This window comes from Pseudomonas sp. sp1636, assembly GCF_030376615.1.
Lineage (GTDB): Bacteria > Pseudomonadota > Gammaproteobacteria > Pseudomonadales > Pseudomonadaceae > Aquipseudomonas.
The window spans coordinates 1-25026 of sequence record NZ_JARRAB010000010.1 but is presented as its reverse complement, the minus strand read 5'-3'; the positions used below and the strand labels follow the sequence as shown (position 1 = coordinate 25026).

Genomic DNA, 25026 nt, shown 5'->3' with positions numbered 1-25026 from the left:
TAAAAACAACAACAAGCACGCAGGCGAACGGAACACTCTATGGCTGAAGCTGCCGACCCGCTTTCCCACGAGGCCATCATTCAGGAGTCCTGGACGCGCTGCCGCGAGTTCGGCCTAACCCACGTCAGCCCGCCGACCTACGAGCGCCCGGCCCAAGGCGAGATCTCGGCGCTGCTGGAGAGCAAACACTTCCTGGTTCAGACCACCCACCAGGAAGTACTGCCTTACTACGAAAACATCCTGGCCAATTCCAACTGCCTGATCATGCTGGCCGACAGCCAGGGCCAGTTGCTGCAGTCCTGGGGCGACCAGCGCTTTATCGAGCCGGCCCATGCCCCCGGTTTTATCGCCGGCGCCAGTTGGCTGGAGAAGTACACCGGCACCAACGCCATCGGCACCGCGCTGACCTGCGCCCAGGCCGTGCACATCCAGCACGACGAACACTTCCTCAAGGCCAACCGTTTCATGACCGGCTCCGCCTCGCCGATCTTCGATGCCCAGCGGCAGATGATCGGCGTACTGGACGTCTCCAGCGACAGCTACTTGCCGCCCTCCCACACCCTGGGCATGGTCAAGATGATGAGCCAGTCGGTGGAGAACCGGCTGATCCTCAACCTGTTCCAGGGCAGCTATTTCCAGTTGATCTTCAACACCGGCCTGAACAACCTCGACAGCCAGTGGGCCGGCCTGCTGATCTTCGACGAGAGCGGCCAGGTGGTCTCGGCCAACCGCCGTGCCGACACCCTGCTCGGCATCAGCCTGTCGCGGGTAACCATTGAAAGCCTGTTCGCCGTGCCCTTGCTGCAATTGCTCAACCAGCCCGAAGGCCTGCCGTTCGCCCTGCGCGCCGCCGGCCGGTACCGTTTCCATGCCCTGCTCAAACGCCCGCAACAGGCGCCGGCGATCCAGGCCCGCGATTTCCGCCCCGCGCCATCCCGTAACGCCGACACCAGCAACGGCTTTACCCTGGCCTCGATCAACCTCGGCGACCCACGCGTCGACAAAGCCGTGCGCCAAGCCGAACGCCTGCTGGAAAAAGACATACCGATTCTGGTGCATGGCGAAACCGGGGTGGGCAAAGAGGTGTTCGTCAAAGCCCTGCACCATGCCAGCTCAAGAGCCAGCCAAAGCCTGATCGCGGTCAACTGCGCGGCCATCCCCACCGAGCTGGTCGAGTCCGAGCTGTTCGGCTACGAAAAAGGCGCCTTCACCGGCGCCAACCAGAAAGGCAGCGTCGGCCTGATTCGCAAGGCCCACAAAGGCACGCTGTTCCTCGACGAAGTCGGCGATATGCCGCTGCGGGTGCAAGCGCGCCTGCTACGCGTGCTGCAGGAGCGTTGCGTGCAACCGCTGGGCAGCAGCGAGCTCTATCCGGTAGACATCCGCCTGATCTCCGCCACCAACCGCCCGCTGCGCCAGGACGTCGACGCCGGCCTGTTCCGCCAGGATCTCTACTACCGCATCAGTGGCCTCAACCTGGAATTGCCCCCCCTGCGCGAACGCAGCGACAAGGCGGCGATGTTCCAGCGCATCTGGGACTACCACCGCGAACCCCAGCAAGCGGCCGGCCTTAGCCACGAAGTACTGGCCCTGTTCGAGCGCCACCCCTGGCCCGGCAACCTGCGCCAACTTAGTAGCGTGTTGCAAATCGCCCTGGCCATGGCCGACGACCAACCGATCCGCTCCGAGCATCTGCCGGATGATTTCTTTGCCGACTTGCAGGAAGAGCCTGAGATCGCGCCGGAATGGCCCAAGCCGCAGTTATCGGCAGCCAATGACGGCGATTTGGCCGCACAGTTTGAGGCATGCGGGGGCAATATTTCGCACCTAGCCCGAAGCCTGGGAGTTAGCCGCAATACGCTATATAAGCGGTTAAGGGAGAACGGCTTGAAGGTCTAGAGCGTCGCGCCGATAAAAAATCGAACTGTTACTACATGACCGGGATCGGTCACAAGCCGACGGCCATTGGCCGCCTAGCAGGCCGTTGAAAAACGTAGGCGAGGCAGCCGAGCCTGTTTTTAACGACGCATCGGCAACGCAGGTCGTTTTTCAACAGCCTGCTAGCGATCCAGGCACGATTCGACCGCTCGAGGTATCGCCTATGGGCCTGGCCGCACCAACCATAAAACCCAGCAAAACACTCAAGTTAACCCTGCAACCCAACGAGAAATATATAAAATATTCAATAATGACAATCAGTTAGTCATTAGCCCGCTTTAGCCTCTGCCCTGCTGGCTGTTCGCTTTTCCCCTAGAAGGCCAGTTCAGGTACTATGGCGTCCGCTTTTGCGAGTCGTTTGTGTACCTATGTGTTTGTGAACCCCTGTGTTCGTGAACCTATGTTAATTAACAGCCTTAACGCCGACTGAATGCGTACAGCGAGTAAATTATGAAAAACGAAACTAGAGCCCTGGGGTTTGCGCCACTGATAATGCCGTTTGCATTCTCGTTCTATGCATTTTTTGCCGACGTCCCTGGCTTTAATATGCAAGACGGGTTTCTGACCTTTATCGGCTTATTTTTCGGCATCGTGCTAGTTGGCCTTCCCGTTGTCTATATCTATGAATTCTTTATCGGCTTCCGCTTTTATCAATTACTCTCGAAAAAGAAGCGCGTTAATATTTTTACATTGACTTTGGGTGGCGTATTGGTAGCCGACATCCCTATGTTTTTGATATGGCCACTGACCGGCGGCGGCGGCACGGTTAGCTTTGCTGTGACGTTCCAATTGTTTTCATTTGTTGGCTTTATGATAGGTCTCAACTTCTGGGTTTTGCTGAATTTCGAACGCCTACGCGATTACGTAAAAGATCTATTGAAGAGCGCATAATCTTCAGCCCGACTTTTTGAGGATGGCCGCGGCGATATGCGCCGGCGCCTCGGCATAGCGGGCGAACTCCATGGAAAAGCTGGCGCGACCCTGGGACATCGAGCGCACATCGGTGGCGTAGCCGAACATCTCCCCTAGCGGCACTTCGGCACGCACGATGCGGCCCGAGACGGCGTCCTCGGTGCCATGGATCAGGCCGCGACGGCGGTTGAGGTCGCCCATGATGTCGCCCATGTACTCTTCGGGCGTGACCACTTCGAGGCGCATGAGCGGTTCCAGCAGCACCGCCCCGCCCTGCTGCGCCAGCTGTTTGGTGGCCATGGAGGCGGCGATCTTGTAGGCCAGCTCGCTGGAATCGACATCATGGCTGGAGCCGTCGAACACCGCGGCCTTGAGGCCGAGCAGCGGGTAGCCGGCAAGCACGCCGTTTTTCATCTGTTCCTCGATGCCTTTCTGAATCGCCGAAATGTATTCGCGCGGGATCGCCCCGCCGACGATCTCGTTGCTGAACTGCAGCCCGTCCTGGCCCTCGTCGGCCGGCGCGAAGCGGATCCAGCAATGGCCATACTGGCCGTGCCCGCCGGTCTGGCGGACGAACTTGCCCTCGATCTCGCAGGTGTTGCGGATGGTCTCGCGGTAGGCCACCTGCGGCTTGCCGGTGTTGGCCTCGACGCCGAACTCGCGGCGCAGGCGGTCGACGATGATGTCCAGGTGCAACTCGCCCATGCCGGAGATGATGGTCTGGGTGGTTTCCTCGTCGGTGCGCACCCGGAACGAGGGATCCTCCTGGGCCAGCCGGCTCAGGGCGACCCCCATCTTCTCCTGGTCGGCCTTGGTCTTCGGTTCCACGGCGATGGCGATCACCGGCTCGGGAAAATCCATGCGTTCGAGCACGATCGCTTTGTTCAGGTCGCACAGGGTGTCGCCGGTGGTGACGTCCTTGATGCCGATCAGCGCGGCGATGTCGCCGGCGCGCACCTCCTTGATCTCGGCGCGGTGATTGGCGTGCATCTGCACCATGCGCCCGACCCGCTCCTTCTTGCCCTTGACCGAATTGAGCACCGCATCGCCGGAGTTGAGCACCCCGGAATACACGCGAATGAAGGTGAGGGTGCCGACGAATGGATCGCTGGCGATCTTGAAGGCCAGCGCCGCGAACGGCTCATCGTCATCGGCATGGCGTTGGTCTTCGCGCTCCGCATCGTCCGGCCGGGTGCCACGGATCGCGGGAACTTCGGTGGGCGCCGGCAGCAGTTCGACCACCGCATCCAACACCAACGGCACGCCCTTGTTCTTGAACGCGGAGCCGCAGACCGCCGGCACCACCTCGCAGGACAGGGTGCGCAGGCGCAAGCCGGTCTTGATCTCGTCCTCCGACAGCTCGCCACCCTCCAGGTACTTGTCGAGCAGTTCCTCGTTGCCCTCGGCGGCGACTTCGAGCAGGTTGGCGCGCCAGTGTTGCGCCTGTTCCAGCAGCTCGGCCGGAATCTCCTCCTCGTGACCGCTCATGCCCTGATCCTCGGCGCTCCAATAGATGGCCTTCATGCGGATCAGGTCGATCTGCCCGCGAAACTCCTCCTCCTGGCCTATCGGCAACTGGATCGGCACCGGCGTGTGGCCCAGACGCTGCTTGATCTGCGCGACCACGCGGAGGAAATCGGCGCCGGCGCGATCCATCTTGTTGACGAAGGCGATGCGCGGCACCCGGTACTTGTCGGCCTGGCGCCAGACCGTCTCGGACTGCGGCTCGACCCCGTCGGCGCCGCTGAACACCACCACCGCACCGTCCAGCACGCGCAAGGAACGCTCCACCTCGATGGTGAAATCGACGTGACCGGGGGTGTCGATGATATTGATCCGGTACTTGTCCAGTTGCTTGCGCGAGCCGCTCCAGAACGCCGTGGTCGCCGCCGAGGTGATGGTGATGCCGCGCTCCTGCTCCTGCGCCATCCAGTCCATGGTCGCGGCGCCATCATGCACTTCGCCCATCTTGTAGTTGACCCCGGTGTAGAACAGGATCCGCTCGGTGGTGGTGGTCTTGCCGGCATCCACATGCGCCACTATGCCGATATTGCGGTAATGGCTGATGGGGGTGGTTCGGGCCATGACGATCACCTCGATAACTGGCTGAGCCATACGCAGAAAGCATGAGAAAGAGGAGCCGTCGGTGAACCAACGGCAACCCACCACTCAACGCTAGCACCGCCACGTCGCTCTGCCGCAACCCTAGACAGCCGTCTATCAGGTGAGCCGCGCGCACGGCGTCGGCGAATCGGTTCGCAATCCGCTAGCAGGCCGTTGAAAAACTACCTGCGTTGCCGATGCGTCGTTGAAAACAGGCTCAAAATGCTCATTTACAACACGTAAACTGCGCTTTTTCGCCTGTTTTTGCCTAGCCTCGGCTGCCTCGCCTACATTTTTCAACGGCCTGCTAGTAACCCCCGCCGCCATGGGAACGGCGCTGTTTTCCGTACTTTTTGTACAGGCCCGGCGGCAGGTGCTTGTGGCCCCTGTTCCAGTGGCCGTCATGGCGATCCGACCAGTACCAGCCCTCATCGTGCCAGCGGTAATAGATTCGCTCGCGGTAATACAGGTGCGGCGAACCAAGTACCACATAGACATCGAGATCGGGATCCCAGCGCCATTCAACCTGGGGCGGCGGCGCATAATGCGCTGGAGGCTCCTGCACCCAGCCGCCGCGATCCCCGCCGACATGCGGGCTGCAGGCGGCCAGTGGCAGCAGCAGAATGAGGTACAGAAAATCGCGCAGCTTCATGGCCGAGACCCTCTTCCAGGCTGTATCTGCTCAATTAGACCCAGGCGCTGCCCGTCGGTTTCCAGACGGCCGCTGGGGCAAGCAGCGGCGAATGAGTGGAATCGGGCCATATGCGGCCATTCAACCCATACAGCCTGACTCTGGTTCCTTCTCCCTCATAAGCCATTGCCGAACCGCCTGGGTGGATTTGGGGTGTCGTTGCTTACGGGGGGCCACGACGTAGAAGTCTTGGGTGCCGCGTAGCTCGGCAGCGAACGGCTGGACCAATAGACCCGCAGCCAGCTCCGCCTGCACCAGGAAACGGCTGGCCAGCGCCAATCCCTGGCCGGCAATGGCTGCGTCTATGGCCAGGCTGGTCTGGTTGAACTGCATACGTTTGCTTCCGCCTACATTGGCCTGGCCCAGCGCCAGTTCAAGATACTCGGGCCAGAGGTTATGGCTGTCTTCAAGCAGCACCTGGCCGCACAGGCTCGCCGGGGTGACGGGTGCATCCAGGGACGCGAGCAGGGCGGGGCTACAAACGGCGATCAGCGCCTGCGCAAACAGGAAATCCACCTCCAATCCTGGCCCGAACGGCGGCCGCCCCTGGCGGATGGCCAGGTCGACGCCATCGGCGTGGAAGCTCGACAGCTGCTCGCTCGCCAGAATGCGCAGGTCGATCAGCGGATGGGCGGCCACGAACTCAGACAGCCTGGGCAACAGCCACTTGGCCGCGAAGGTTGGCGTGGCGCTGATCGTCAAGCGGGTGGGGGCCGCGCGCAGGCTTGCCGTGGCATCGCCGATCAGCTCGAAGGCCCGGCGGATATTCGGCACAAAGGCCCGTCCGGCGTCCGTCAACGCCACCCCGTGCGCCTCGCGCACGAACAGGTCGATGCCCAGATCCTCCTCGAGCTTGCGGATCTGCTGCGCCACCGCCCCCTGGGTGACGTTCAGTTGTTCGGCCGCCAGGCGGAAGTTCAGCTGCTGCGCGACCGTATCGAAGACGCGCAGGGCATTGAGGGGCGGCAGCCGCGCCGAATCATTTTTACCCATATAGTTTTTCTACAGTCATAAGGCAACCGATCTGGTTCGCGCCTAGGCGCTCATGCCCTTATAGTTCATCGAATAGCAACGGATATCCAGCAGCGATTTCCGGCATCCACGAGGAGCCATCATGACTGTAGAAAAAGTAGCCATCATCACCGCCGCGGGCAGCGGCATGGGTGCCGCGACCGCCAAACGACTGGCCAGCGACGGCTTCAAGGTGGCGATCCTGTCTGCCTCGGGTAAGGGCGAGGCGTTGGCCAAGCAACTGGGCGGGCTGGGCGTCACCGGCTCCAACCAGTCGAACGACGATCTGCAGCGCCTGGTCGACCTGACGCTGGAACGCTGGGGGCGCATCGATGTGCTGGTCAACAGCGCCGGCCATGGGCCGCGTGCGCCGGTGCTCGAATTGAGCGACGAGGAGTGGCACAGGGGGCTGGATGTCTACTTGCTGAACGCGATCCGCCCGACGCGCCTGGTGACGCCGACCATGGTCGCGCAGCAGTCCGGCAGCATCATCAATATCTCGACCTTCGCGGCGTTCGAGCCCGATCCGGTGTTCCCTACTTCCGGTGTATTCCGCGCCGGTCTGGCGGCTTTCAGCAAACTCTTCGCCGACCGCTATGCCGCCGACAACGTGCGTATGAACAACGTACTGCCGGGCTTTATCGACAGCCTGCCGGAGCAGGACGAGTTTCGCGCGCGCATCCCCATGGGCCGTTATGGCCGGGCCGAGGAAATCGCCGCGACCATCGCTTTCCTCGCCTCCGAGGGCGCGGGTTATATCACCGGGCAGAATCTGCGGGTCGATGGCGGCATCACCCGCTCGGTCTGAGCAGAGGAGCGACCAACACGTGAGCAAGTATCTGGCCTATGCCGCCTTCGCCCTGTTGGGGCTGATCTGGGGCAGCAACTTCATTTTCATGAAATGGGCGGCGCAGTGGATCAGCCCTGCACAGATCACCCTGCTGCGGGTCCTGTGCGGCTTTCTGCCGATCCTCTGCCTGGCACTGGCCATGCGGGTGCTGAGTTGGCGCCACCTGCGCCACCTGCACCACTTCTTCGTCATGTCGCTGCTGGCGACGGCCGTCTACTACTTCGCCTTCGCCCAGGGCACGGCCCTGCTGCTGTCCAGCGTGGCCGGCATGCTCAGCGGAGCCATCCCGCTGTTCGCCTTTATCGCCGCCCTGCTGTTCCTGCGCGACGAGCCGTTGAACCTGAGGTCGGTGGGCGGAACCTTGCTGGGTTTCCTCGGCATCCTGCTGATTGCCCGGCCCTGGACCGGCCTGGGGGATGTCAGTTTGGTCGGCGTGGCTTACATGCTGGCGGGCTCGATGAGCGTAGGCGTTTCCTTCGTCTATGCGCGCAAGTTCATCAGCCCGCTCCAGCTGCCGGCCGTGGCACTGGCCACCTACCAGACGGGCCTGGCCAGCCTGGTGCTGCTTCTGCTGACCGATCTCTCCGGCATCGACAGGCTCTCCCAGGACAGCCGCGCCACTTGGGGACTGATCGCCGGACTGGGGCTGTGCGGCACCGGGCTCGCCTTCATTCTCTATTACGTGCTGGTGCAGAGGCTCGGTGCCGTCGTCGCCTCCAGCGTGACCTACCTGCCGCCGCTGGTGGCGCTGGCGATCGGCGTGTTCTGGGTGGGCGAAGCGGTCGGGCCGCTCGATATCGCCGCGATGGCGGCCATTCTGCTGGGCGTTTGCATGATGCAACTCGGACGCAAGCCAAGGCCAAAAACGCCAGAGCAGGATGAGCAAAGCGGCAGTGGCGGGCGTGCGGGCACGAGCAGCCAAGGCAGGCGGCTGAAACATAGCTAACGACTGTCTGTTACGCCAAGCAGAGCGTTATGAAGGTAGGCGATGGCCTGGTTCGACTGCGACCACCGGCAACCGCCACGGGGCCGTTGCCGCCGCGCATGACCGGCCATAGATGGCCCGAAGCTGCCAGCGACGGCCGACAGAAGCCGGCGAGGGAACGGCCTTCCCGAGAGCCTGCTCCGGATTAACAAGCGCGGTTCGCAGCGCACACGCTGATCATGCGCCGCAGAGAACGCTGGTCTGCGGCCGGAATCGGCAAGATTCTACGGATTGGGAAATCCGGGCTTTACTGAATATATGCAATTCCATATATTTGCCGAACCCCATCGTTGCCGGAATCCGAGCCATGCCCGAGCCGCTCGCCCCACCCTGCGTATTCAAGTGCCTGGCCGATGAAACCCGCGCACGCATACTGCTGCTGGTTACCCGCGAACAGGAGCTGTGCGTCTGCGAACTGACCTGCGCTCTGGGCGAGAGCCAGCCGAAGATTTCCCGCCACCTGGCCCAACTGCGCAGCTCAGGCCTGCTCGCCGACCGGCGCCAGGGCCAGTGGGTCTACTACCGCCTGCACCCCACCCTGCCGGCCTGGGTGCTGAGCGTGCTGCACGCCACGCTCGAGGCCAACCGGCATTGGCTCGCCAATGACTCGCAGCGTCTCGACTGCATGGGCGAACGGCCCCAACGCCTCGCCGCCTGCGACCCGAACCATTCGACTCACCATTGACCGCCTCAAGGGAATCACCACATGACCATCAAAGTAGGAATCAACGGCTTCGGTCGCATCGGCCGCCTGGCATTGCGCGCCGCCTGGAGCTGGCCGGAGTTCGAGTTCGTGCAGATCAACGACCCGGCCGGCGACGCAGCGACCCACGCCCACCTGTTGAACTTCGACTCGGTGCATGGCCGCTGGCAGCATGAGGCTTCGAGCGCAGGCAATGACCTCCTGATCGACGGCAAGCGCGTGCGCGTCACCGCCAACAAGGCCATCGCCGACAGCGACTGGTCGGGCTGCGACCTGGTGATCGAAGCCAGCGGCAAAATGAAGACCGTCGCCGTATTGCAGAGCTACCTGGCTCAAGGGGTCAAGCGTGTGGTGGTCAGCGCACCGGTAAAAGAAGCCGGCGCGCTGAATATCGTCATGGGCGTCAACCAGGATCTGTTCGATCCGGCTGCGCACCGCATCGTCACCGCCGCGTCCTGCACCACCAACTGCCTGGCGCCGGTGGTCAAGGTGATTCACCAGCACCTGGGCATCCGCCACGGATCGATCACCACCATCCACGACCTGACCAATACCCAGAGCATCCTCGACCAGCCGCACAAGGATCTGCGCCGCGCCAGGGCTTCGGGGATGAGCCTGATCCCCACCAGCACCGGCTCGGCCACGGCCATCGCCGAGATCTTCCCCGAACTCAAGGGCCGCCTGAACGGCCATGCCGTGCGCGTCCCCCTGGCCAATGCCTCGTTGACCGACTGCGTGTTCGAAGTCGAGCGCGCCACCAGCGTGGACGAGGTCAATGCCCTGTTCAAAGCCGCCGCCGCCGGCTCGTTGCAGGGCATCCTCGGTTACGAGGAACGTCCGCTGGTGTCCATCGACTACCGCACCGACCCGCGCTCCTCGGTCATCGATGCACTGTCGACCATGGTGATCAACGGCACCCAGGTGAAGCTGTACGCCTGGTACGACAACGAGTGGGCCTACGCCAACCGCACCGTGGAACTGGCGCGGCTGGTCGGCCTGGCGGGGTAATCCGCGATCGACGCAGCGCCGTAGGGCGTACTCGCCGCGCAGTACGCCGCCGGGCGGCAGAGGACGGACTGTTCGCTGCGCGCCTGACTCCGTCCTAAGCCTTTTCTTCCTCGATGCTGGATGACCGGATGCACGCCCTGACCCGCCTCGCCCCAGATATCCGCCAATACCTGCTGGTAACCGGCAACTACTGGGCCTTCACCCTCACCGACGGTGCATTGCGCATGTTGGTGGTGCTGCATTTCCACAGCCTGGGCTATACGCCGCTGGCCATCGCCGCGCTGTTTCTGTTCTACGAGTTGTTTGGCGTGCTGACGAACTTGGTGGGAGGTTACCTGGGCGCGCGGCTGGGTTTGAACCGCACCATGAACATCGGCCTGGGCCTGCAAGTGGCCGCCCTGCTGATGCTCACGGTGCCGGCGGCCTGGCTGGGCATTCCCTGGGTAATGGGTGCGCAGGCGCTGTCGGGCATCGCCAAAGACCTGAACAAGATGAGCGCCAAGAGCTCGCTCAAGTTGCTGGTGCCGGGCAATCAGCAAGGCCGGCTGTACCAGTGGGTGGCGCTCCTCACCGGCTCGAAGAATGCGCTCAAGGGCGTGGGGTTTTTCCTCGGCGGCGGCCTGCTCGCCCTGTTCGGCTTCGCCGGCGCAGTGTTGCTGATGGCCGCGCTGTTGACGCTGATCTGGCTGGCCAGCCTGATCCTGCTGAACAAGGATCTGGGGCGCGCCCGCGCCAAGCCCAGATTCCGCGACATTCTGTCGAAAAGCCGAGCGATCAATCTCCTCTCGGCGGCCCGCCTGTTTCTGTTCGGGGCGCGCGATGTCTGGTTCGTGGTGGCGCTGCCGGTGTACCTCTCCAGTGTGTTCGGCTGGGATTTCTGGCGGGTCGGCGGCTTTCTCGCGGCCTGGGTGATCGGCTACGGCATCGTCCAGAGCGTCGCGCCGGCGATAACCGGCAAGGCTCACGGCCAGTTGCCGGATGGCCGCGCCGCCTTCGTCTGGGCCGCCTTATTGGCGGGGTTACCGGCCGTCATCGCCCTGGGTTTGTCCAGCGGCTGGCCGGCGCACTGGGTACTCCTCGGTGGTCTGATGGTTTTTGGCGTGCTGTTCGCGGTGAACTCCTCGCTGCACAGCTACCTGATCGTCAGCTACGCCAAGGAAGACGGCGTATCCCTGGACGTGGGCTTCTACTACATGTCCAACGCCCTCGGTCGGCTGCTCGGCACCCTGCTCTCCGGCTGGGTCTATCAGGCCTATGGCCTGGCAGCCTGCCTGTGGATTTCCTCGGCCTTCGTCCTGCTCGCCGCGCTGATTTCCCTGGGGCTGCCCAAGCATGCCGAGCCATCCCGCGCCGGTTGATCAATTGCACCCCGGCGCACAACTTGACCGCGGCCCCGGATAGACCGGCGCAAAACCGCCGCCCGGGTCATGCCGTACGATGACCGGCGGGCGCGCCAGTAGCCGCTCGCGATAAGCCGGCAGGTGTGAGAAACAGGGCCAGGCACGAAGCTGAGACCTGCACCCCAATCTACGCTACCAGCGGCATTACTGGGTTTGTCCAAGGCAGCAATCTCGGCAGCCGTCAGCTTCATGGTATTGGTGTGCGTGCTGGCCAGATCTGTGGATAGGCACGACAGACCTGCCAGCGCTTTCCCAGGTTGAAGATGGCCGTAAATGGTAGCCCTCGCAGCACCTCCAATTGCCAGGAGACAGCAGCATGCCAGCGTTTAAAGCCACACCACAGCAGGCTATCCCGCGTACGATCTGGGCGCTGGGCCTGGTCAGCCTGTTCATGGATCTGTCATCGGAGCTGGTACACAGCCTGCTGCCGTTGTTTCTGGTGGGAACCCTGGGCGCCAGCATGCTCACGGTTGGGCTGATCGAAGGCCTGGCCGAGGCTAGCGCACTGCTGGTCAAGGTATTTTCCGGCGTGTTCAGTGACTTCATCGGCCGGCGCAAAGGCTTGCTGCTGCTCGGCTACGGCCTCGCCGCGCTGAGCAAACCGTTGTTCCCCCTGGCCGACTCGGCGCAAACGGTGTTTGCCGCGCGCCTGCTAGACAGAATCGGCAAAGGCATTCGGGGAGCCCCGCGCGACGCACTGATCGCCGACGTCGCCCCGGCCGCGATCCGCGGTGCCTGCTTCGGCCTGCGCCAGTCGATGGACACCGCAGGCGCCTTTCTCGGGCCGATCCTGGCGATTGTGCTGATGCTCTGGTTCGACGGGAATATCACCCAGGTGCTGTGGTTCGCGCCAATCCCTGCCGTGCTGGCGGTGGCACTGCTCTGGGGCGGGGTTCGCGAACCGGACAGGCCAACCCGACCCCGGCCGTTGCGTTCGCCTGTCCGGCTGCGATCGCTGGGGCAATTCTCCCGGGCATTCTGGTGGGTGGTCGGCATAGGCGCGGTCTTCACCCTGGCCCGCTTCAGCGAAGCCTTTCTGCTGCTGCGCGCGGCGCAGTTGGGTTTACCCCTTAGCTGGGTGCCCCTGATCATGGTGGTGATGGCGGCGTTCTACATGCTCTCGGCCTATCCGGCGGGCAAGTGGTCGGATCGCATCGAGCGTAGCGCCTTGCTGGCTGCCAGTTTGCTTCTGTTGATCGCCGCCGATGTACTGCTGGCCTACGCCGAATCGGTCGTCAGCATGCTCCTCGGCGTCGCCCTGTGGGGCCTGCACATGGGCTTCAGCCAGGGCATTTTGGCAGCACTGGTAGCCGACACCACACCCGCCGAACTCAAAGGCAGCGCCTTTGGCCTGTTCAATCTGATCAGTGCTATCGCCGTGCTGCTGGCCAGCGCGACCGCCGGTTGGCTGTGGCAGGCGTATGGTGCCGCAGTGACCTTCCATGCCGGTGCCGCCCTGGCGACCGCGGCGCTGCTCCTGCTGGGACTCAGACGAGCGACCCAATAAGGCGGCCACCCGGCCCGCTCGCCAGCGGACTTTGTCCTTGCTAAAGGCTGTTGATCGGCATTCCAGGCCCGCCCTGAACAAACCGTGCCCATTGACGGTCAGGCAACCGTCATGCCTTTGCCGTATCTTCGGACGAATGCTGCGCCAGCAGCCTTCCTGATGAGAGGCCCACGTTAGAAGGCCCCGCGCCTTATCGACGCCGCGGGCTTTGCAGCGGTTCACCGCCCGGTGCTGCAGATGCAAAACACCAGTGCGGTGAAATGGCAGAAGCCCGAAAGCCGGCCGCGGAAATTCCGCCGAGACCATGCCGTAACGACCCTTTGACAGGCTCCGCCGCCCAGACAGCACAACACTCCCCAGAGCCATGCACTCGCGCGACAATGCCGTAGCCGGATAAACCCGGAATGCGTCGGGGTTACCCAGGGCGAGCCAAAAGGCCGAACTCAGCCCTTGGCCAACGCGGCATCGACGATCTGCTGCGCCTCGCCAAGAATCCGCTGCAGGTGCGCCTGGTCGCGGTAGCTTTCGGCGTAGATCTTGTAGATGTCCTCGGTGCCGGAAGGCCGCGCGGCGAACCAGCCGCCCTCGCTGATCACCTTGATACCGCCAATCGCCGCGCCGTTGCCCGGCGCCTTGTCGAGTACCTGGGTGATGGCATCGCCGGCCAGCTGGCTGCTGTTGACCTGCTGCGGCGAAAGCTTGCCCAGGGCCTGTTTTTGCGCGGCGTTGGCCGGCGCGTCGACTCGATCGGCGTAAACCGCGCCGAACTCAGCGCTCAGCCCGCGATACAGCTCGCCCGGATCGCGGCCACGGCTGGCGGTCATCTCGGCCGCCAGCAGAGCCAGGGCGATGCCGTCCTTGTCGGTGGTCCAGACCCTGCCATCACGGCGCAGACAGGTCGCCCCCGCGCTTTCCTCACCGACAAAACCCAGGGAGCCGTCAAACAAACCGTCGACGAACCACTTGAAGCCCACCGGCACTTCCACCAGCGGCCGGCCGAGGCGCGCGCTGACCCGGTCGATCATCGCGCTGCTGACCAGGGTCTTGCCCACCGCCGCGCTGGCGCTCCACTGCGGACGCTGCTGAAACAGGTAATCGATGGCCACGCTGAGAAAATGGTTGGCCGGCAGCAAGCCGACACTGGGCGCAACGATGCCGTGGCGGTCGTAATCGGTGTCGCAGGCGAAGGCGATGTCGTAGCGATCCTTGAGCCCGATCAGGCGTTGCATGGCATCGCTCGAGGAAGGATCCATGCGGATCTTGCCGTCCCAATCCAGGCTCATGAAGCCGAACTGCGGGTCGATGGTCTGACTCACCACATCCAGATCGATGGCGTACTGCTCGGCAATCCGCGACCAGTAATGCACGCCCGCGCCGCCCAAGGGATCGACCCCCAGGCGCAGGCCCGCGCCGCGGATCAGCTCGAAGTCGATCACGCTACCGAGGTCGGCGACATAGGCCGCCAGGTAATCATGCTCATGGGTACTCGCGGCCTGGCGCGCCTCGGCCAGCGGTAGCCGCTTGACCTCCTTGAGGCCGCCTTCGAGCAGGGCGTTAGCGCGATTTTGCACCCAGCCGGTGATGTCGGTATCGGCCGGCCCGCCATTGCTCGCGTTGTATTTGAAGCCGCCGCTGTCCGGCGGATTGTGCGACGGGGTGATCACGATGCCGTCGGCCAGGCCGGATGTACGCCCCTGGTTGTAGACCAGGATGGCGTGGGATATCGCCGGGGTCGGCGTGAACTCGCCGCCGCGCGAAATCATCGTCTGCACGCCATTGGCGGCCAGCACTTGCAGTGCCGTGTCGAGAGCCGGCTGCGACAGCGCATGGGTATCCGCGCCGATAAACAGTGGGCCGTCGATGCCCTGGCTGTTGCGGTAATCGCAGATCGCCTGACTGATGGCCAGCACATGGTTCTGGTTGAAGCTGCGCGCCAGCGAACTGCCGCGATGGCCCGAGGTGCCGAAGGCCACGCGCTGCGCGGCGATGCCGGGGTCAGGTTGCAGGTCGAAGTAAGCGGCGAGCAACTGGTCGACATCGATCAGCATGGCTATGGGTGCCGGCTTACCGGCCAATGGGTGAATACGCGGACTCAAAAGTGGCTCCCTGATTGTCGGTCTTGTTCAAGCAAAGCCACAGCTTAACAGGCCAACGCCGAGTCTCCGACCGCTGACGCCCGATCGGCTCAGCGATTGCCATCCAGCAGCTGCAGGGCCTCGGCACTGCACTGCTGAATGCGCGCCCAGTCGCCGTTCTTGACCCACTCGCTGTCGAACATCCAGGTGCCGCCGACGCACATCACGTTGGCCAGAGCCATGTAGCGCTGCAAGTTACCCGGATTGATGCCGCCGGTGGGGCAGAACCGCACATCGGCAAAGGGGCCGCCAAACGCCTTGAGCGCCGCGGTGCCGCCGCAGACTTCCGCGGGGAACAGCTTGAAGCGGCGGTAGCCGAGGGCATAGCCGAGCATGATGTCCGAGGCGCTGCCGGTGCCGGGCAATAGCGGCACCGGACTGTCCAGGCCGGCCTTGAGCAGTTCCGCGGTGGAGCCCGGGGTGACGATAAATTGCGCCCCGGCCTCCTCGGCGGCGGCGAGCATCTGCCGGTCGAGCACGGTGCCGGCGCCGACGCAGAGTTCCGGGCGCTGTTCGCGCAGCAGGCGAATGGCGGTGAGGCCATGCACCGAGCGCAAGGTGATCTCCAGCACCGTCAGGCCGCCGGCGGCCAGGGCATCGGCCAGCGGCAGGATGTCCGCCTCGCGGGCGATGGTGATCACCGGCATGATCCGCGCACGGGCGCAGAGGCTGTCGATCTGGGCGATTTTTTCGGCCATGCGGGCGTGCTGGCTGTTGTCGTTGCTCGTCATATCGGCTGGTCCTTCGGCCCTAGGGGCACCAGTAAATCTCAAGGGGGGAATGCAATAGCGCGCGAACCGGCATGCTCGCCACCTCGCCCTCAGCCAGGGCGGCGGCCAGGGTCGCCAATTTGGCCTGGCCCTGGATCGCCAGCAGCGGCAGGCGCGCCGAGGCCAGCACCGGCAGGGTCAGGCTCAGGCGCTGGCGCGGCTCGGCCGGTGCCAGCAGCGGCAGGCAGCGGCGCGGGCAGGCGGCGCTCAGCGCCTCGGCCAGGTTGGGGCTGTGCGGGAACAGCGAGGCGGTGTGGCCGTCATCGCCCATGCCCAGTACCAGCACGTCGATCGGCGGCAACTCGGCCAGCGCCTGCTCGGCTTGCAGCGCCGCCTGTTCCAGGCTGCTCGCGACCTGGTACAGACCGATGAAGCGCGCCGCGGCGGCCGGGCCACGCAGCAAATGCCGGCGCACCAGGCCTTCGTTGCTGGTGGCGTGATTGACCGGCACCCAGCGCTCGTCCGCCAGGCTGATGACCACCTGCGACCAGGCCAGCGGCTGCCGCGCCAGGCACTCGAAGAAGGCGATCGGGCTGCGCCCGCCGGAAACCACCAAAGTCGCCTGGCCCTGGGTTTCGATGGCCACGCGCAGGGCGGCGGCCACCGCCGTGGCGAGGGCTTCGGCCAGCCGCGGCGGATCGCTCAGGCTGCGCGCAAGCACGCCAAGCGGCAGGTCGAGTTCAGAGATCGCCATACCAGGACCTCCCGTCGCGGGTGATCAGCGCCACCGAACCCATCGGCCCCCAGGTGCCGGCCGGATAGGGCTTGGGCGAATCGCCGAGCCTCTTCCAGCCGGCGATCAACTGGTCGCACCACTGCCAGGCGGACTCGATTTCATCCTTGCGCACGAACAGATTCTGGTTGCCGCGCATCACTTCCAGCAGCAAACGCTCGTAGGCGTCGGGGATTCGCGCGCTGCGGTAGGTGTCGGAGAAACTCAGCTGCAACGGGCCGCTACGCAACTGCATGCCCTTGTCCAGGCCCTGATCCTTGGTCATCACCTGCAGGGCGATGCCCTCGTCCGGCTGCAGGCGGATGATCAGCTTGTTGCCGATCAACTGGCGCTGCTCGGGGGCGAAGATGTAGTGCGGCGGCGCCTTGAAGTGGATGACGATCTGCGACAGCTTCTGCGGCATGCGCTTACCGGTGCGCAGGTAGAAGGGCACGCCGGCCCAGCGCCAGTTGCGGATATCCACGCGCAGGGCGACGAAAGTCTCGGTGTCGCTCTGGGTGTTGGAATTTTCCTCTTGCAGATAACCCGGTACCGCCTGGCCGTCGCTGCTGCCGGCCACGTACTGGCCGCGCACCACCTGCTGGCTGAGCTGCTCGGGCTTGATCGGCTCCAACGCCTTGAGCACCTTGACCTTCTCGTCGCGGATGCTGTCGGCCGAGAGGTCGCTGGGCGGATCCATGGCGATCAGGCAGAGCAGTTGCAGCAGGTGGTTCTGGATCATGTCGCGCAGCTGGCCGGCCTGATCGAAGTAGCCCCAGCGGCCCTCGATGCCGACCTTCTCCGCCACGGTGATCTCGACGTGGGAGATGTGGTTCTGGTTCCACTGGGTCTCGAACAGGCTGTTGGCGAAACGCAGGGCAATCAGGTTCTGCACCGTCTCCTTGCCCAGGTAATGGTCGATCCGGTAGACGCTGGTCTCCGCGAACACCTCGGCCACCGCCTCGTTGACCGCCCGCGAGGAGGCCAGGTCATGGCCGATGGGTTTTTCCAGCACCACCCGGGTACGCTCGGCCAGGCCGACCTGGGCCAGGTTGGCGCAGATGCCGCCGTACACCGAGGCCGGGGTGGCAAAGTAGGCGATCAACCGCTCGCTATTGCCGACCCGCTCGGCCAGGGCCGCGTAGTCGTCGGCCTGGAGGAAATCCATGCTCAGGTAGCTCAGGCGCGCCTGGAAACGCTGCAGCACCGCCTCGTCGACCTCACTAGCCGGCACATGACGCAGCAAATGCTCGCCGATACAGGCCAGGTGCTGTTGCGCGTCGGCGTTCTCGCGCGCCAGGGCGAGAATGCGCGTATCGGCATGCAGCAGGCCGGCGCGGTCGAGCTGATAGAGTGCCGGAAACAGTTTGCGCAAAGCCAGATCGCCCAGCGCGCCGAACAAGGCAAAAGTGCAGGAATCAACAGTAATCAGAGGCATGATGTTTGTTCTTTTATCAATCTTCTATAAAGTAAGGCTAGAAATACCCTGTGCAAGGGGATAAATCAAGGCTTCATGTTGTAATAAAAACAACATTATGCCAAAAAACAGCTTCCAGTGGTGACAGCCCCGGCGCCCCAGTAGGATAAGCCGGCATTTTCACCGACAGCCCGAGGACAACATATGGATCGCGTGCGCAACCTTCTGGAACAGATCCAGAGCCGCCTCGACAGCCTGAACAAGGCCGAACGCAAAGTCGCCGAGGTGATTCTGCAGAGCCCGCAGCAAGCCACCCGCCTGAGCATTGCCGCCCTGGCGCAAGCCGCCCTGGTCAGCGAGCCGACGGTCAACCGCTTCTGCCGCTCGTTCGGCGTCAACGGCTACCCCGAGCTGAAAATGCAGCTGGCGCAGAGCCTGGCCAGCGGCGCCGCCTATGTCAGCCGCGCGGTGGAAGCCGACGATGGCCCCGAGGCCTACACCCGCAAGATCTTCGGCAGCGCCATTACCTCGCTGGACAGCGCCTGCCAGTCGCTCGACCCGCAGATCATCAGCCGCGCCGTCGACCTGCTGATCCAGGCCCGGCAGATCCACTTCTTCGGCCTCGGCGCCTCGGCGCCGGTCGCCCTGGATGCGCAGCACAAGTTCTTCCGCTTCAACCTGGCGGTGACCGCCCACGCCGACGTGCTGATGCAACGCATGCTGGCCTCGGTGGCGCACACCGGCGACCTGTTCGTGATCATCTCCTACACCGGACGCACCCGCGAGCTGGTGGAAGTGGCGCGCCTGGCGCGGGAAAACGGCGCCTCGGTGCTCGGCCTGACCGCCGCCGGCTCGCCCCTGGCCCAGGCCAGCACCCTGAGCCTGGACATCCCGCTGCCGGAAGACACCGACATCTACATGCCGATGACCTCGCGGATCATCCAGCTCACGGTGCTCGACGTGCTCGCCACCGGAGTGACCCTGCGCCGCGGCGTGGACTTCCAGCCGCACCTGCGCAAGATCAAGGAAAGCCTCAACGCCAGCCGCTACCCGGCGGACGACTCGAGCGACTGAGCCCGCTCGCTCAGCTCGCCACCACCGGCAGCACGGGCCAGTGCACAAAAGCTACCGGGCAACACCCTCAGCGTCTCCACACCAGCGGCGAGCTGAGCCGGCGCATCTCGCGCAACTCGGCACGCAAGCGCATAAGAACACCCAGCGTAGCGGCTTGAGATTAGCCTCGCCTCCCGGGGCCGCGACCAGCGTCATGGGTTCGGACGCGGCTTCGTCCGCCACCAGATGAGGTGTCAGGGCTCGCCAGAATAAACCGCTCAATCGTTCGCACACGCTCAACACCCCGCCCGCCAATCGCTCTGGTTGTCCAGGTGCTGCGGGGGGCTGCTCGGCCAGCAGCCCGCCGCTCAACCCCTGAAGCAGGCTCGCCGTCGCCTGAATCGCGCACTTCCAGGCTCTTGCCCTACTGGAGCAAGGCCCGGGCCCTGTAACTGTGATCAGGAACCACACCTTCCTGCAGGATGGCCGCCTGGTTGAATACCCCGAATCGCGGCACACCCTGGACAAGCTCTGCTTCTCGGATGTGCCGCGACGCTGATTAAGGGTCCGCCTGTATTTTTCCGCTCGATTACGCCCTGCGGTATTGCACCGTGAACAGCCCTGATGCGATGCCATCGCGACAAAGAAAGGTTGTACAGCGACAACACCTTACCGCTTGCCTTCAGACCTACATGTTGAAATGGCAGCCGAAAGCGCTAGGAGGCCGCCAAGTTTCTCCATCTCGATACAGCGGGCTCGCGTTGCGCAACCCCATACGGAGACCGGACGAAGCAAGCTACTAACACGGGCGCGGCGCTACTCATCTCGCCAGCGCGTGTGATCCAGTACAGGCAACCAAAAAAATTCAAACCACGCCTCAAGTCATGATGGCCGGCTGCCGATAGCGATATCGTTAAACGAAGACGCGACGGCCTGTATTCGTGTTTAATCCCTCCCGAGGTACTTGCGCGCCACGCCCCCCTTAACTACTGTCAGTGCACGGAACCTGAGCTTAGTGTCCAATAATTAAAGAAAATCCATCGAAAGAAGCAGGGACGCAAAGCTAGGTGAGTAAATGCTGCACAGTGGATATGCCTGCAGAACTACCATCGATGCCAATGCATTACCCCGACCAGATTTCGGCGAAGTACAGGGAAGATACCTGATTAAAAACACTCGACGACGAACCCAGTTGACCGCGCGCGGTGCGACAAAGCCAGGCCTGCCCTGGACCAGGTCGTGCTCGCTGCCTACCAATGGATTGCCAGAATATTTCCTCTCGCCTTGAATGCCTGCCCGTTGCATGGGCATCGCCGCGTACCCGGTCGCAGAGGCTTCCTTCACCAGTTCCGTAAACTTCGCGCGTAGGTAGATAACCGCTTATGAAAATAAAACAATTCACTGTTATTCCGGTCGTTGGCGCAGCCCTGTTATTAAGCGCTTGTGCGTCCTTGCAACCTGAAGCTTTGACCCCCGCAGAGATAAAAGCCACCACACAGGCCGACCAGGCCGCCGCACAACACAATGTGGAGCCACTCGACGGCTCCTTGTCGCTGGAACAAGCCATCGGTCGTGCCATCAAGTACAACGCCGAGCACCGGCTACGCATGATGGAAGAGGCCGTGGCCACCGGGACGCTGGATGCCTCTCGCTATGATTTGCTACCCAAAGTCGTTGCCGCCGCAGGCTATCGCAAACGTGACGAAGACCTGCTGACCCTGAACAAGGATCTCAGCAATGACACCGTCATTGGTGGCCAGACGATTTCCTCAAGCCGCGAATACACCACCACCGATCTTGGCTTTTCCTGGAGTCTGCTCGACTTCGGCCAGAGCTACTACGCCGCGCGGCAGAACGCCGATCGCGTATTGGTCGCGGAAGAGCGTCGGCGCAGAGCCATGCATACGCTGATCCAAGACGTCCGTACGGCCTTCCTGCGCACTGCCAGCGCCCAGGCGCTGAAGTCCGAACTGCGGCAGACCATCGGCAGTGCCGAGTCGGCCTTGCGCGATGCTCAACAGAATGAATCCGAAGGGCTGCGCTCTCCGCTCGAACCGCTGCGCTATCAGCGCCAGTTGCTGGAGAATCTGCGCCTGCTGGAGGCAATCGATCAGGAATTATCGACCGCGCGAGTCGAACTCGCGTCCTTGACCAACCTACCGCTAACCCTGGACTTCCAGGTCACCGAGCCCGATACCCGCATCAACACGGCCTGGCTTGAAATTCCCATGGAAAGGCTCGAAGAACAGGCCTTGATGCAGAACGCCGATTTGCGTGAGGGAATGTACAACGCACGCATCGCTCAGACAGAAACCCGGCGCATCCTGCTGAAGCTGTTTCCCGGCCTGTCTTTCAATTACGGTCATAAAACCAACGACGACGACTTCCTGATCAATCAGTCTTGGAACGAGGTCGGTGCGCAGATTTCCTTCAACCTCATCAACCTGCTGGCGGCCCCTGCGCAAATGCGCCTCGCCGATGCCGGCGTAGCGCTCGCCGATCAGAAACGCATGAGCATCCAACTCGCGGTACTCACGCAATTGCACATCGCACGCCAGCTCTATGAAAACGCCACCCATCAGTTGGAACGTGCCGACACCATTGCCAGCGTCGATAGCCGTATTGCGGAGCACATCGACAACCAGGCGAATGCCGCCAAGATCGGCCAGCAGGAGCGCGTCGCACAGCGCACCGCGACTATCCTCTCCCTGCTGCGTCGCTATCAAGCACTCGCCAATGCCCAAGCAGCGGCCTCTCGCCTGCAAGCGACCTTGGGACTGGAGCCGAGCTTGAGTAGTGCGCAGAACCTCTCCCTGGCGGAGCTCAGCAGTGCCGTGGGGCAGTCGCTGCAAGCCTGGCAGAACGGCGAACTGCCTCCTCCCCCAGCGATTGCACCTGACGCAGCCCAATAGTTGAGGACGTTACGAATGCCTTATGCAGCTCCTTGTGGCCCAGGGCTCTCCTTATGGCGGGCTGGGGTTACTCTCGGTCTGCGCCTTGCCTTGGGTTTGGGCTGCGCCGCAATCCCATTCTGGGCCTCGGCGAACGGGCCCGACAACACGCCGCCCGTCACGGTCAGCGGCCTCGACAGCCGAGAGATTCGCGCCCAGCTCACTCCGCGCCGCTACACCACTCTGGCGGCTGAAATCGGCGCCAAGGTCAATGGCCTACCGGTACCTGAAAGTGGGCGATTCAAGGAAGGGCAGACATTGATTCGCTTCGACTGCTCCTTACAGCAAGCACAACTGAACAAGGCAAAAGCCGCGCTCAGTGCTGCGGAAAAAGTCTGGCGCGCCAACCAGCGGCTGACCGAGCTGAAATCGATCGGCAAACTCGAAGTAGATATGTCCGAGGCCGAAGTTCTAAAAGCTCGTGCCGAGGTAGACGGCAATCAAGCGATCATCAGCAAATGCCGCATCGATGCCCCCTATGCTGGGCGTATCGCCGAGCAGAAAATACGCGAGCAGCAGTACGTGCAGCCTGGCCAGGCCTTGCTAGAAATCCTTGACGACTCGGCGCTCGAACTTGAGTTCATCGTGCCCTCCCGTTGGCTGGCATGGGTTCAACCGGAACAAGGGTTTCAGGTGAAAATTGATGAGACGGGCCGCAGTTACCCCGCTAAAGTGACGCGCATAGCTGCACGGGTCGATCCCGTCAGTCAGTCAGTCATGCTGACCGGCATCATTGATGGCACATTCAACGAACTTATTTCGGGTATGAGCGGCAGGGTGTTGATGGTCCCGCCTGAAGGCCGATAGCCCTGGTTATGGAGTACCGCAAAATGAAGCGCAGTTATCGCAGTATCTGGAACCCTTTTTCCCGCCTGCTCGCTTACGCTCAACCGCCAGAAACACAGGCAACTTCGCCCGCAGCCTCCTCGCCCTTGCACAAGCCAACCTGCGATCTCTCTCAGCAAGCCCGCGCGCTGAACCTTTCCGGTGTCCGCCCGCTGGCGCTGGAACAACGCTTCATGTTCGACGGTGCAGCCGTGGCCACTACGGTTGATGTCACGCCTGCAGCCGATATGACCGCACCGCCCGATCATGGTGCCTTGGCGGCGATTGCCGCACAGTTCGCCGAGCAGGGACCTGCGATCCAGCAAAACGATACGGAGAACAGCAGCTTCACGCCCGCCGGCGACTACACCGCGCACCTATTGAGCGCGCTCGATCCGGCGGCGAACGATGGCTATAGCGAGATTATTTTTATCGAAGACAACGTGCCGGACTATCAGACCCTGGCTTCCGGAGCCAGAGCCGGTATTGAAGTCGTACTGCTGGACAGTCGCGGCGACGGCCTGCAGCAGATGGCGAGCTATCTACAAGGGCGCAGCGGCATCGACGCGATCCATCTGATCAGCCATGGCGCGGAAGGCAAGCTGGACCTCGGCTCGCTGACGCTGGACAACACGACTCTGCAAGACCGTGCGGTCGATCTGGCGCAGGTGGGGGCCGCCTTGACCAACGAGGGCGACCTGCTGCTGTATGGTTGCAACGTGGCGGACGGCAACGGTCAGGCATTTCTTTCCGCAATGGCGCTGACCACCGGTGCCGATGTAGCTGCCTCGACCGACGCAACGGGAGCCGCGCTGTTCGGCGGCGACTGGACGCTGGAAACCTCCACGGGAGCGGTGGAGGTCGGCAATCCCCTCCTAGCCGCTGCGCAGGCCACCTACGCCAATTTGCTGGCCGCCGATACACTCACCGGCGGCAATGATGTTCCGGCCCTCTCCGGCGGTGACGACACCGTCACGGCCGACACCATCAACAGCCTGAACGCCGGCGACACCATCGACGGCCAGGGCGGCACCGACACGCTGAACATTTCCGCCGCTCAAAGCGTGACCTTTGGGGCTGGCACGCTCACCAACTTCGAAGTGATCAACATCACCGCTGGGGTGCAGTCCATTACCGCCCACAACGCCACCGTAGCCGCCGGACAGACGCTGACCGTCGACGCGTCCGCCAGCAGCTCCTCGGTAAGGTGGGACGGCAGCGCTGAAACAGATGGCAATTTCTCCCTCATCGGTGGTAGCGGCAATGACACCCTGACGGGCGGCGCCGGTAATGACGTGCTCTACGGCAACGACGGTAACGACCGCCTCTCTGGCAACGGCGGAATGGACACGTTCTATGGCGGTGCCGGCAGTGACTTCATCTACGCCCTGGGCGGTAACGATGTGATCTATGGCGACGCCGGCAACGACGGCCTCAGCGGCGGTGACGGTGACGACTCAATGTACGGTGGCGATGGCAATGACACCTTGATCGGCGGCAACGGAAATGACCTCATGTCGGGCGGTGAAGGCATCGACTTGATTTGGGCGGGTAACGGCGACGACCTGGTCTACGGGGGTGAAGGCAACGACAACATCAGTGGCGACGCTGGCAACGACACTCTGTACGGCGGAGATGGCAATGATGTGTTGCGCGGCTTCGCAGATGACGACCTGATCCACGGCGATGCCGGCTCCGACACCCTCAGTGGCGGGGCCGGGGTGGACACGCTGTTCGGCGGCACCGACGGTGATATCTTCACCGGTACGGTTGCCGATCACGATGGGGATCGGATCGAAGACTTCACCCTGGAAGACACCATCGTCATCGTCGGCGCGGACTATTCGTCGCTTAACGGCAGCAACGCCAGTGGCACGGTAGACCTGGGCAGCGGCCAAAGCCTGACGCTAACCGGCATCTCGGCGGTCAATGGCACCTTCAGCGCCCTCTACAGTGGCGGCAATACCACCCTTACCCTGGTCGCTCCCGCCCCGAATACCGCACCCGTGATTAATAGCGACGGAGGCGGCGCCAGCGCCGCGCTGAACGTCGCGG

General features: G+C 63.1%; 19 protein-coding genes and 1 pseudogene. 13 read left to right on the top strand and 7 right to left on the bottom strand.

The annotated features are described in order from the left end of the window. Nucleotides 1-39 precede the first annotated feature (39 nt). Nucleotides 40-1899, top strand: a complete 1860-nt coding sequence (locus P8H27_RS11600) for a sigma-54-dependent Fis family transcriptional regulator (protein WP_289637656.1) — start codon at nucleotides 40-42, stop codon at nucleotides 1897-1899. 489 nt (nucleotides 1900-2388) lie between these two features. After that, the gene (locus P8H27_RS11595) at nucleotides 2389-2829 is read left to right on the top strand and encodes a hypothetical protein (RefSeq protein ID WP_289637654.1); all 441 of its coding nucleotides are present in this window, start codon (nucleotides 2389-2391) and stop codon (nucleotides 2827-2829) included. Nucleotides 2830-2832: 3 nt separating this feature from the next. Here the strand turns inward: P8H27_RS11595 and fusA are convergent, their stop codons facing one another. From fusA to gcvA, 3 genes are all read right to left on the bottom strand, one after another. Beyond that, on the bottom strand, nucleotides 2833-4935 hold the full coding sequence (gene fusA / locus P8H27_RS11590) for an elongation factor G (RefSeq protein WP_289637854.1): 2103 nt from the start codon (nucleotides 4933-4935) through the stop codon (nucleotides 2833-2835). Between the two features lie 325 nt (nucleotides 4936-5260). Then, nucleotides 5261-5605: a hypothetical protein gene (locus tag P8H27_RS11585; protein WP_289637652.1), complete on the bottom strand. Its 345-nt coding sequence runs from the start codon at nucleotides 5603-5605 to the stop codon at nucleotides 5261-5263. Nucleotides 5606-5725: 120 nt separating this feature from the next. Next, nucleotides 5726-6637, bottom strand: a complete 912-nt coding sequence (gcvA, locus tag P8H27_RS11580; RefSeq protein ID WP_289637650.1) for a transcriptional regulator GcvA — start codon at nucleotides 6635-6637, stop codon at nucleotides 5726-5728. A gap of 121 nt (nucleotides 6638-6758) precedes the next feature. Between gcvA and P8H27_RS11575 the strand changes: the two genes are divergently transcribed. The 6 genes from P8H27_RS11575 to P8H27_RS11550 all read left to right on the top strand — a co-directional run bounded on the left by P8H27_RS11575 (nucleotide 6759) and on the right by P8H27_RS11550 (nucleotide 13108). Continuing rightward, the gene (locus tag P8H27_RS11575) at nucleotides 6759-7463 is read left to right on the top strand and encodes an SDR family oxidoreductase (protein ID WP_289637648.1); all 705 of its coding nucleotides are present in this window, start codon (nucleotides 6759-6761) and stop codon (nucleotides 7461-7463) included. A gap of 19 nt (nucleotides 7464-7482) precedes the next feature. After that, on the top strand, nucleotides 7483-8451 hold the full coding sequence (locus P8H27_RS11570) for a DMT family transporter (RefSeq protein WP_289637646.1): 969 nt from the start codon (nucleotides 7483-7485) through the stop codon (nucleotides 8449-8451). A gap of 346 nt (nucleotides 8452-8797) precedes the next feature. Further along, complete coding sequence (locus P8H27_RS11565; protein WP_289637644.1) at nucleotides 8798-9175, top strand: metalloregulator ArsR/SmtB family transcription factor; 378 nt, start codon at nucleotides 8798-8800, stop codon at nucleotides 9173-9175. Nucleotides 9176-9196: 21 nt separating this feature from the next. Further along, nucleotides 9197-10201 carry an ArsJ-associated glyceraldehyde-3-phosphate dehydrogenase gene (locus P8H27_RS11560; RefSeq protein WP_289637642.1) on the top strand — a complete coding sequence of 335 codons (1005 nt, stop codon included), beginning with the start codon at nucleotides 9197-9199 and terminating at the stop codon, nucleotides 10199-10201. Between the two features lie 128 nt (nucleotides 10202-10329). Next, nucleotides 10330-11559, top strand: coding sequence for an organoarsenical effux MFS transporter ArsJ (gene arsJ / locus P8H27_RS11555; RefSeq protein WP_289637640.1), 1230 nt, complete (start codon nucleotides 10330-10332; stop codon nucleotides 11557-11559). A 358-nt stretch (nucleotides 11560-11917) separates the two neighbouring features. Beyond that, nucleotides 11918-13108 carry an MFS transporter gene (locus P8H27_RS11550; protein ID WP_289637638.1) on the top strand — a complete coding sequence of 397 codons (1191 nt, stop codon included), beginning with the start codon at nucleotides 11918-11920 and terminating at the stop codon, nucleotides 13106-13108. Between the two features lie 443 nt (nucleotides 13109-13551). Here the strand turns inward: P8H27_RS11550 and pgm are convergent, their stop codons facing one another. The 4 genes from pgm to zwf form a co-directional block, all read right to left on the bottom strand. Next, complete coding sequence (gene pgm, locus P8H27_RS11545) at nucleotides 13552-15204, bottom strand: phosphoglucomutase (alpha-D-glucose-1,6-bisphosphate-dependent) (protein WP_289637637.1); 1653 nt, start codon at nucleotides 15202-15204, stop codon at nucleotides 13552-13554. Nucleotides 15205-15293: 89 nt separating this feature from the next. Then, complete coding sequence (locus P8H27_RS11540; RefSeq protein WP_289637635.1) at nucleotides 15294-15974, bottom strand: bifunctional 4-hydroxy-2-oxoglutarate aldolase/2-dehydro-3-deoxy-phosphogluconate aldolase; 681 nt, start codon at nucleotides 15972-15974, stop codon at nucleotides 15294-15296. 19 nt (nucleotides 15975-15993) lie between these two features. After that, on the bottom strand, nucleotides 15994-16707 hold the full coding sequence (pgl, locus tag P8H27_RS11535) for a 6-phosphogluconolactonase (RefSeq protein WP_289637634.1): 714 nt from the start codon (nucleotides 16705-16707) through the stop codon (nucleotides 15994-15996). Next, nucleotides 16694-18163: a glucose-6-phosphate dehydrogenase gene (gene zwf / locus P8H27_RS11530; protein WP_289637633.1), complete on the bottom strand. Its 1470-nt coding sequence runs from the start codon at nucleotides 18161-18163 to the stop codon at nucleotides 16694-16696. The genes pgl and zwf overlap by 14 nt, the downstream gene beginning before the upstream one ends. 192 nt (nucleotides 18164-18355) lie before the next feature. On the opposite strand from zwf, the gene P8H27_RS11525 reads away from it, so the two are divergent. The 5 genes and pseudogenes from P8H27_RS11525 to P8H27_RS11505 all read left to right on the top strand — a co-directional run. After that, the gene (locus tag P8H27_RS11525) at nucleotides 18356-19216 is read left to right on the top strand and encodes a MurR/RpiR family transcriptional regulator (RefSeq protein WP_289637853.1); all 861 of its coding nucleotides are present in this window, start codon (nucleotides 18356-18358) and stop codon (nucleotides 19214-19216) included. A gap of 433 nt (nucleotides 19217-19649) precedes the next feature. Continuing rightward, a pseudogene (locus P8H27_RS11520) lies at nucleotides 19650-19754 on the top strand (trehalose operon repressor); the annotation flags it as partial. A gap of 823 nt (nucleotides 19755-20577) precedes the next feature. Beyond that, nucleotides 20578-22107, top strand: a complete 1530-nt coding sequence (locus P8H27_RS11515) for a TolC family protein (RefSeq protein ID WP_289637631.1) — start codon at nucleotides 20578-20580, stop codon at nucleotides 22105-22107. A gap of 15 nt (nucleotides 22108-22122) precedes the next feature. Continuing rightward, complete coding sequence (locus tag P8H27_RS11510; protein ID WP_289637630.1) at nucleotides 22123-22953, top strand: efflux RND transporter periplasmic adaptor subunit; 831 nt, start codon at nucleotides 22123-22125, stop codon at nucleotides 22951-22953. Between the two features lie 23 nt (nucleotides 22954-22976). Beyond that, nucleotides 22977-25026, top strand: a 2050-nt coding sequence (locus tag P8H27_RS11505; protein WP_289637629.1) for a DUF4347 domain-containing protein, incomplete at its 3' end; no start/stop codon positions are given.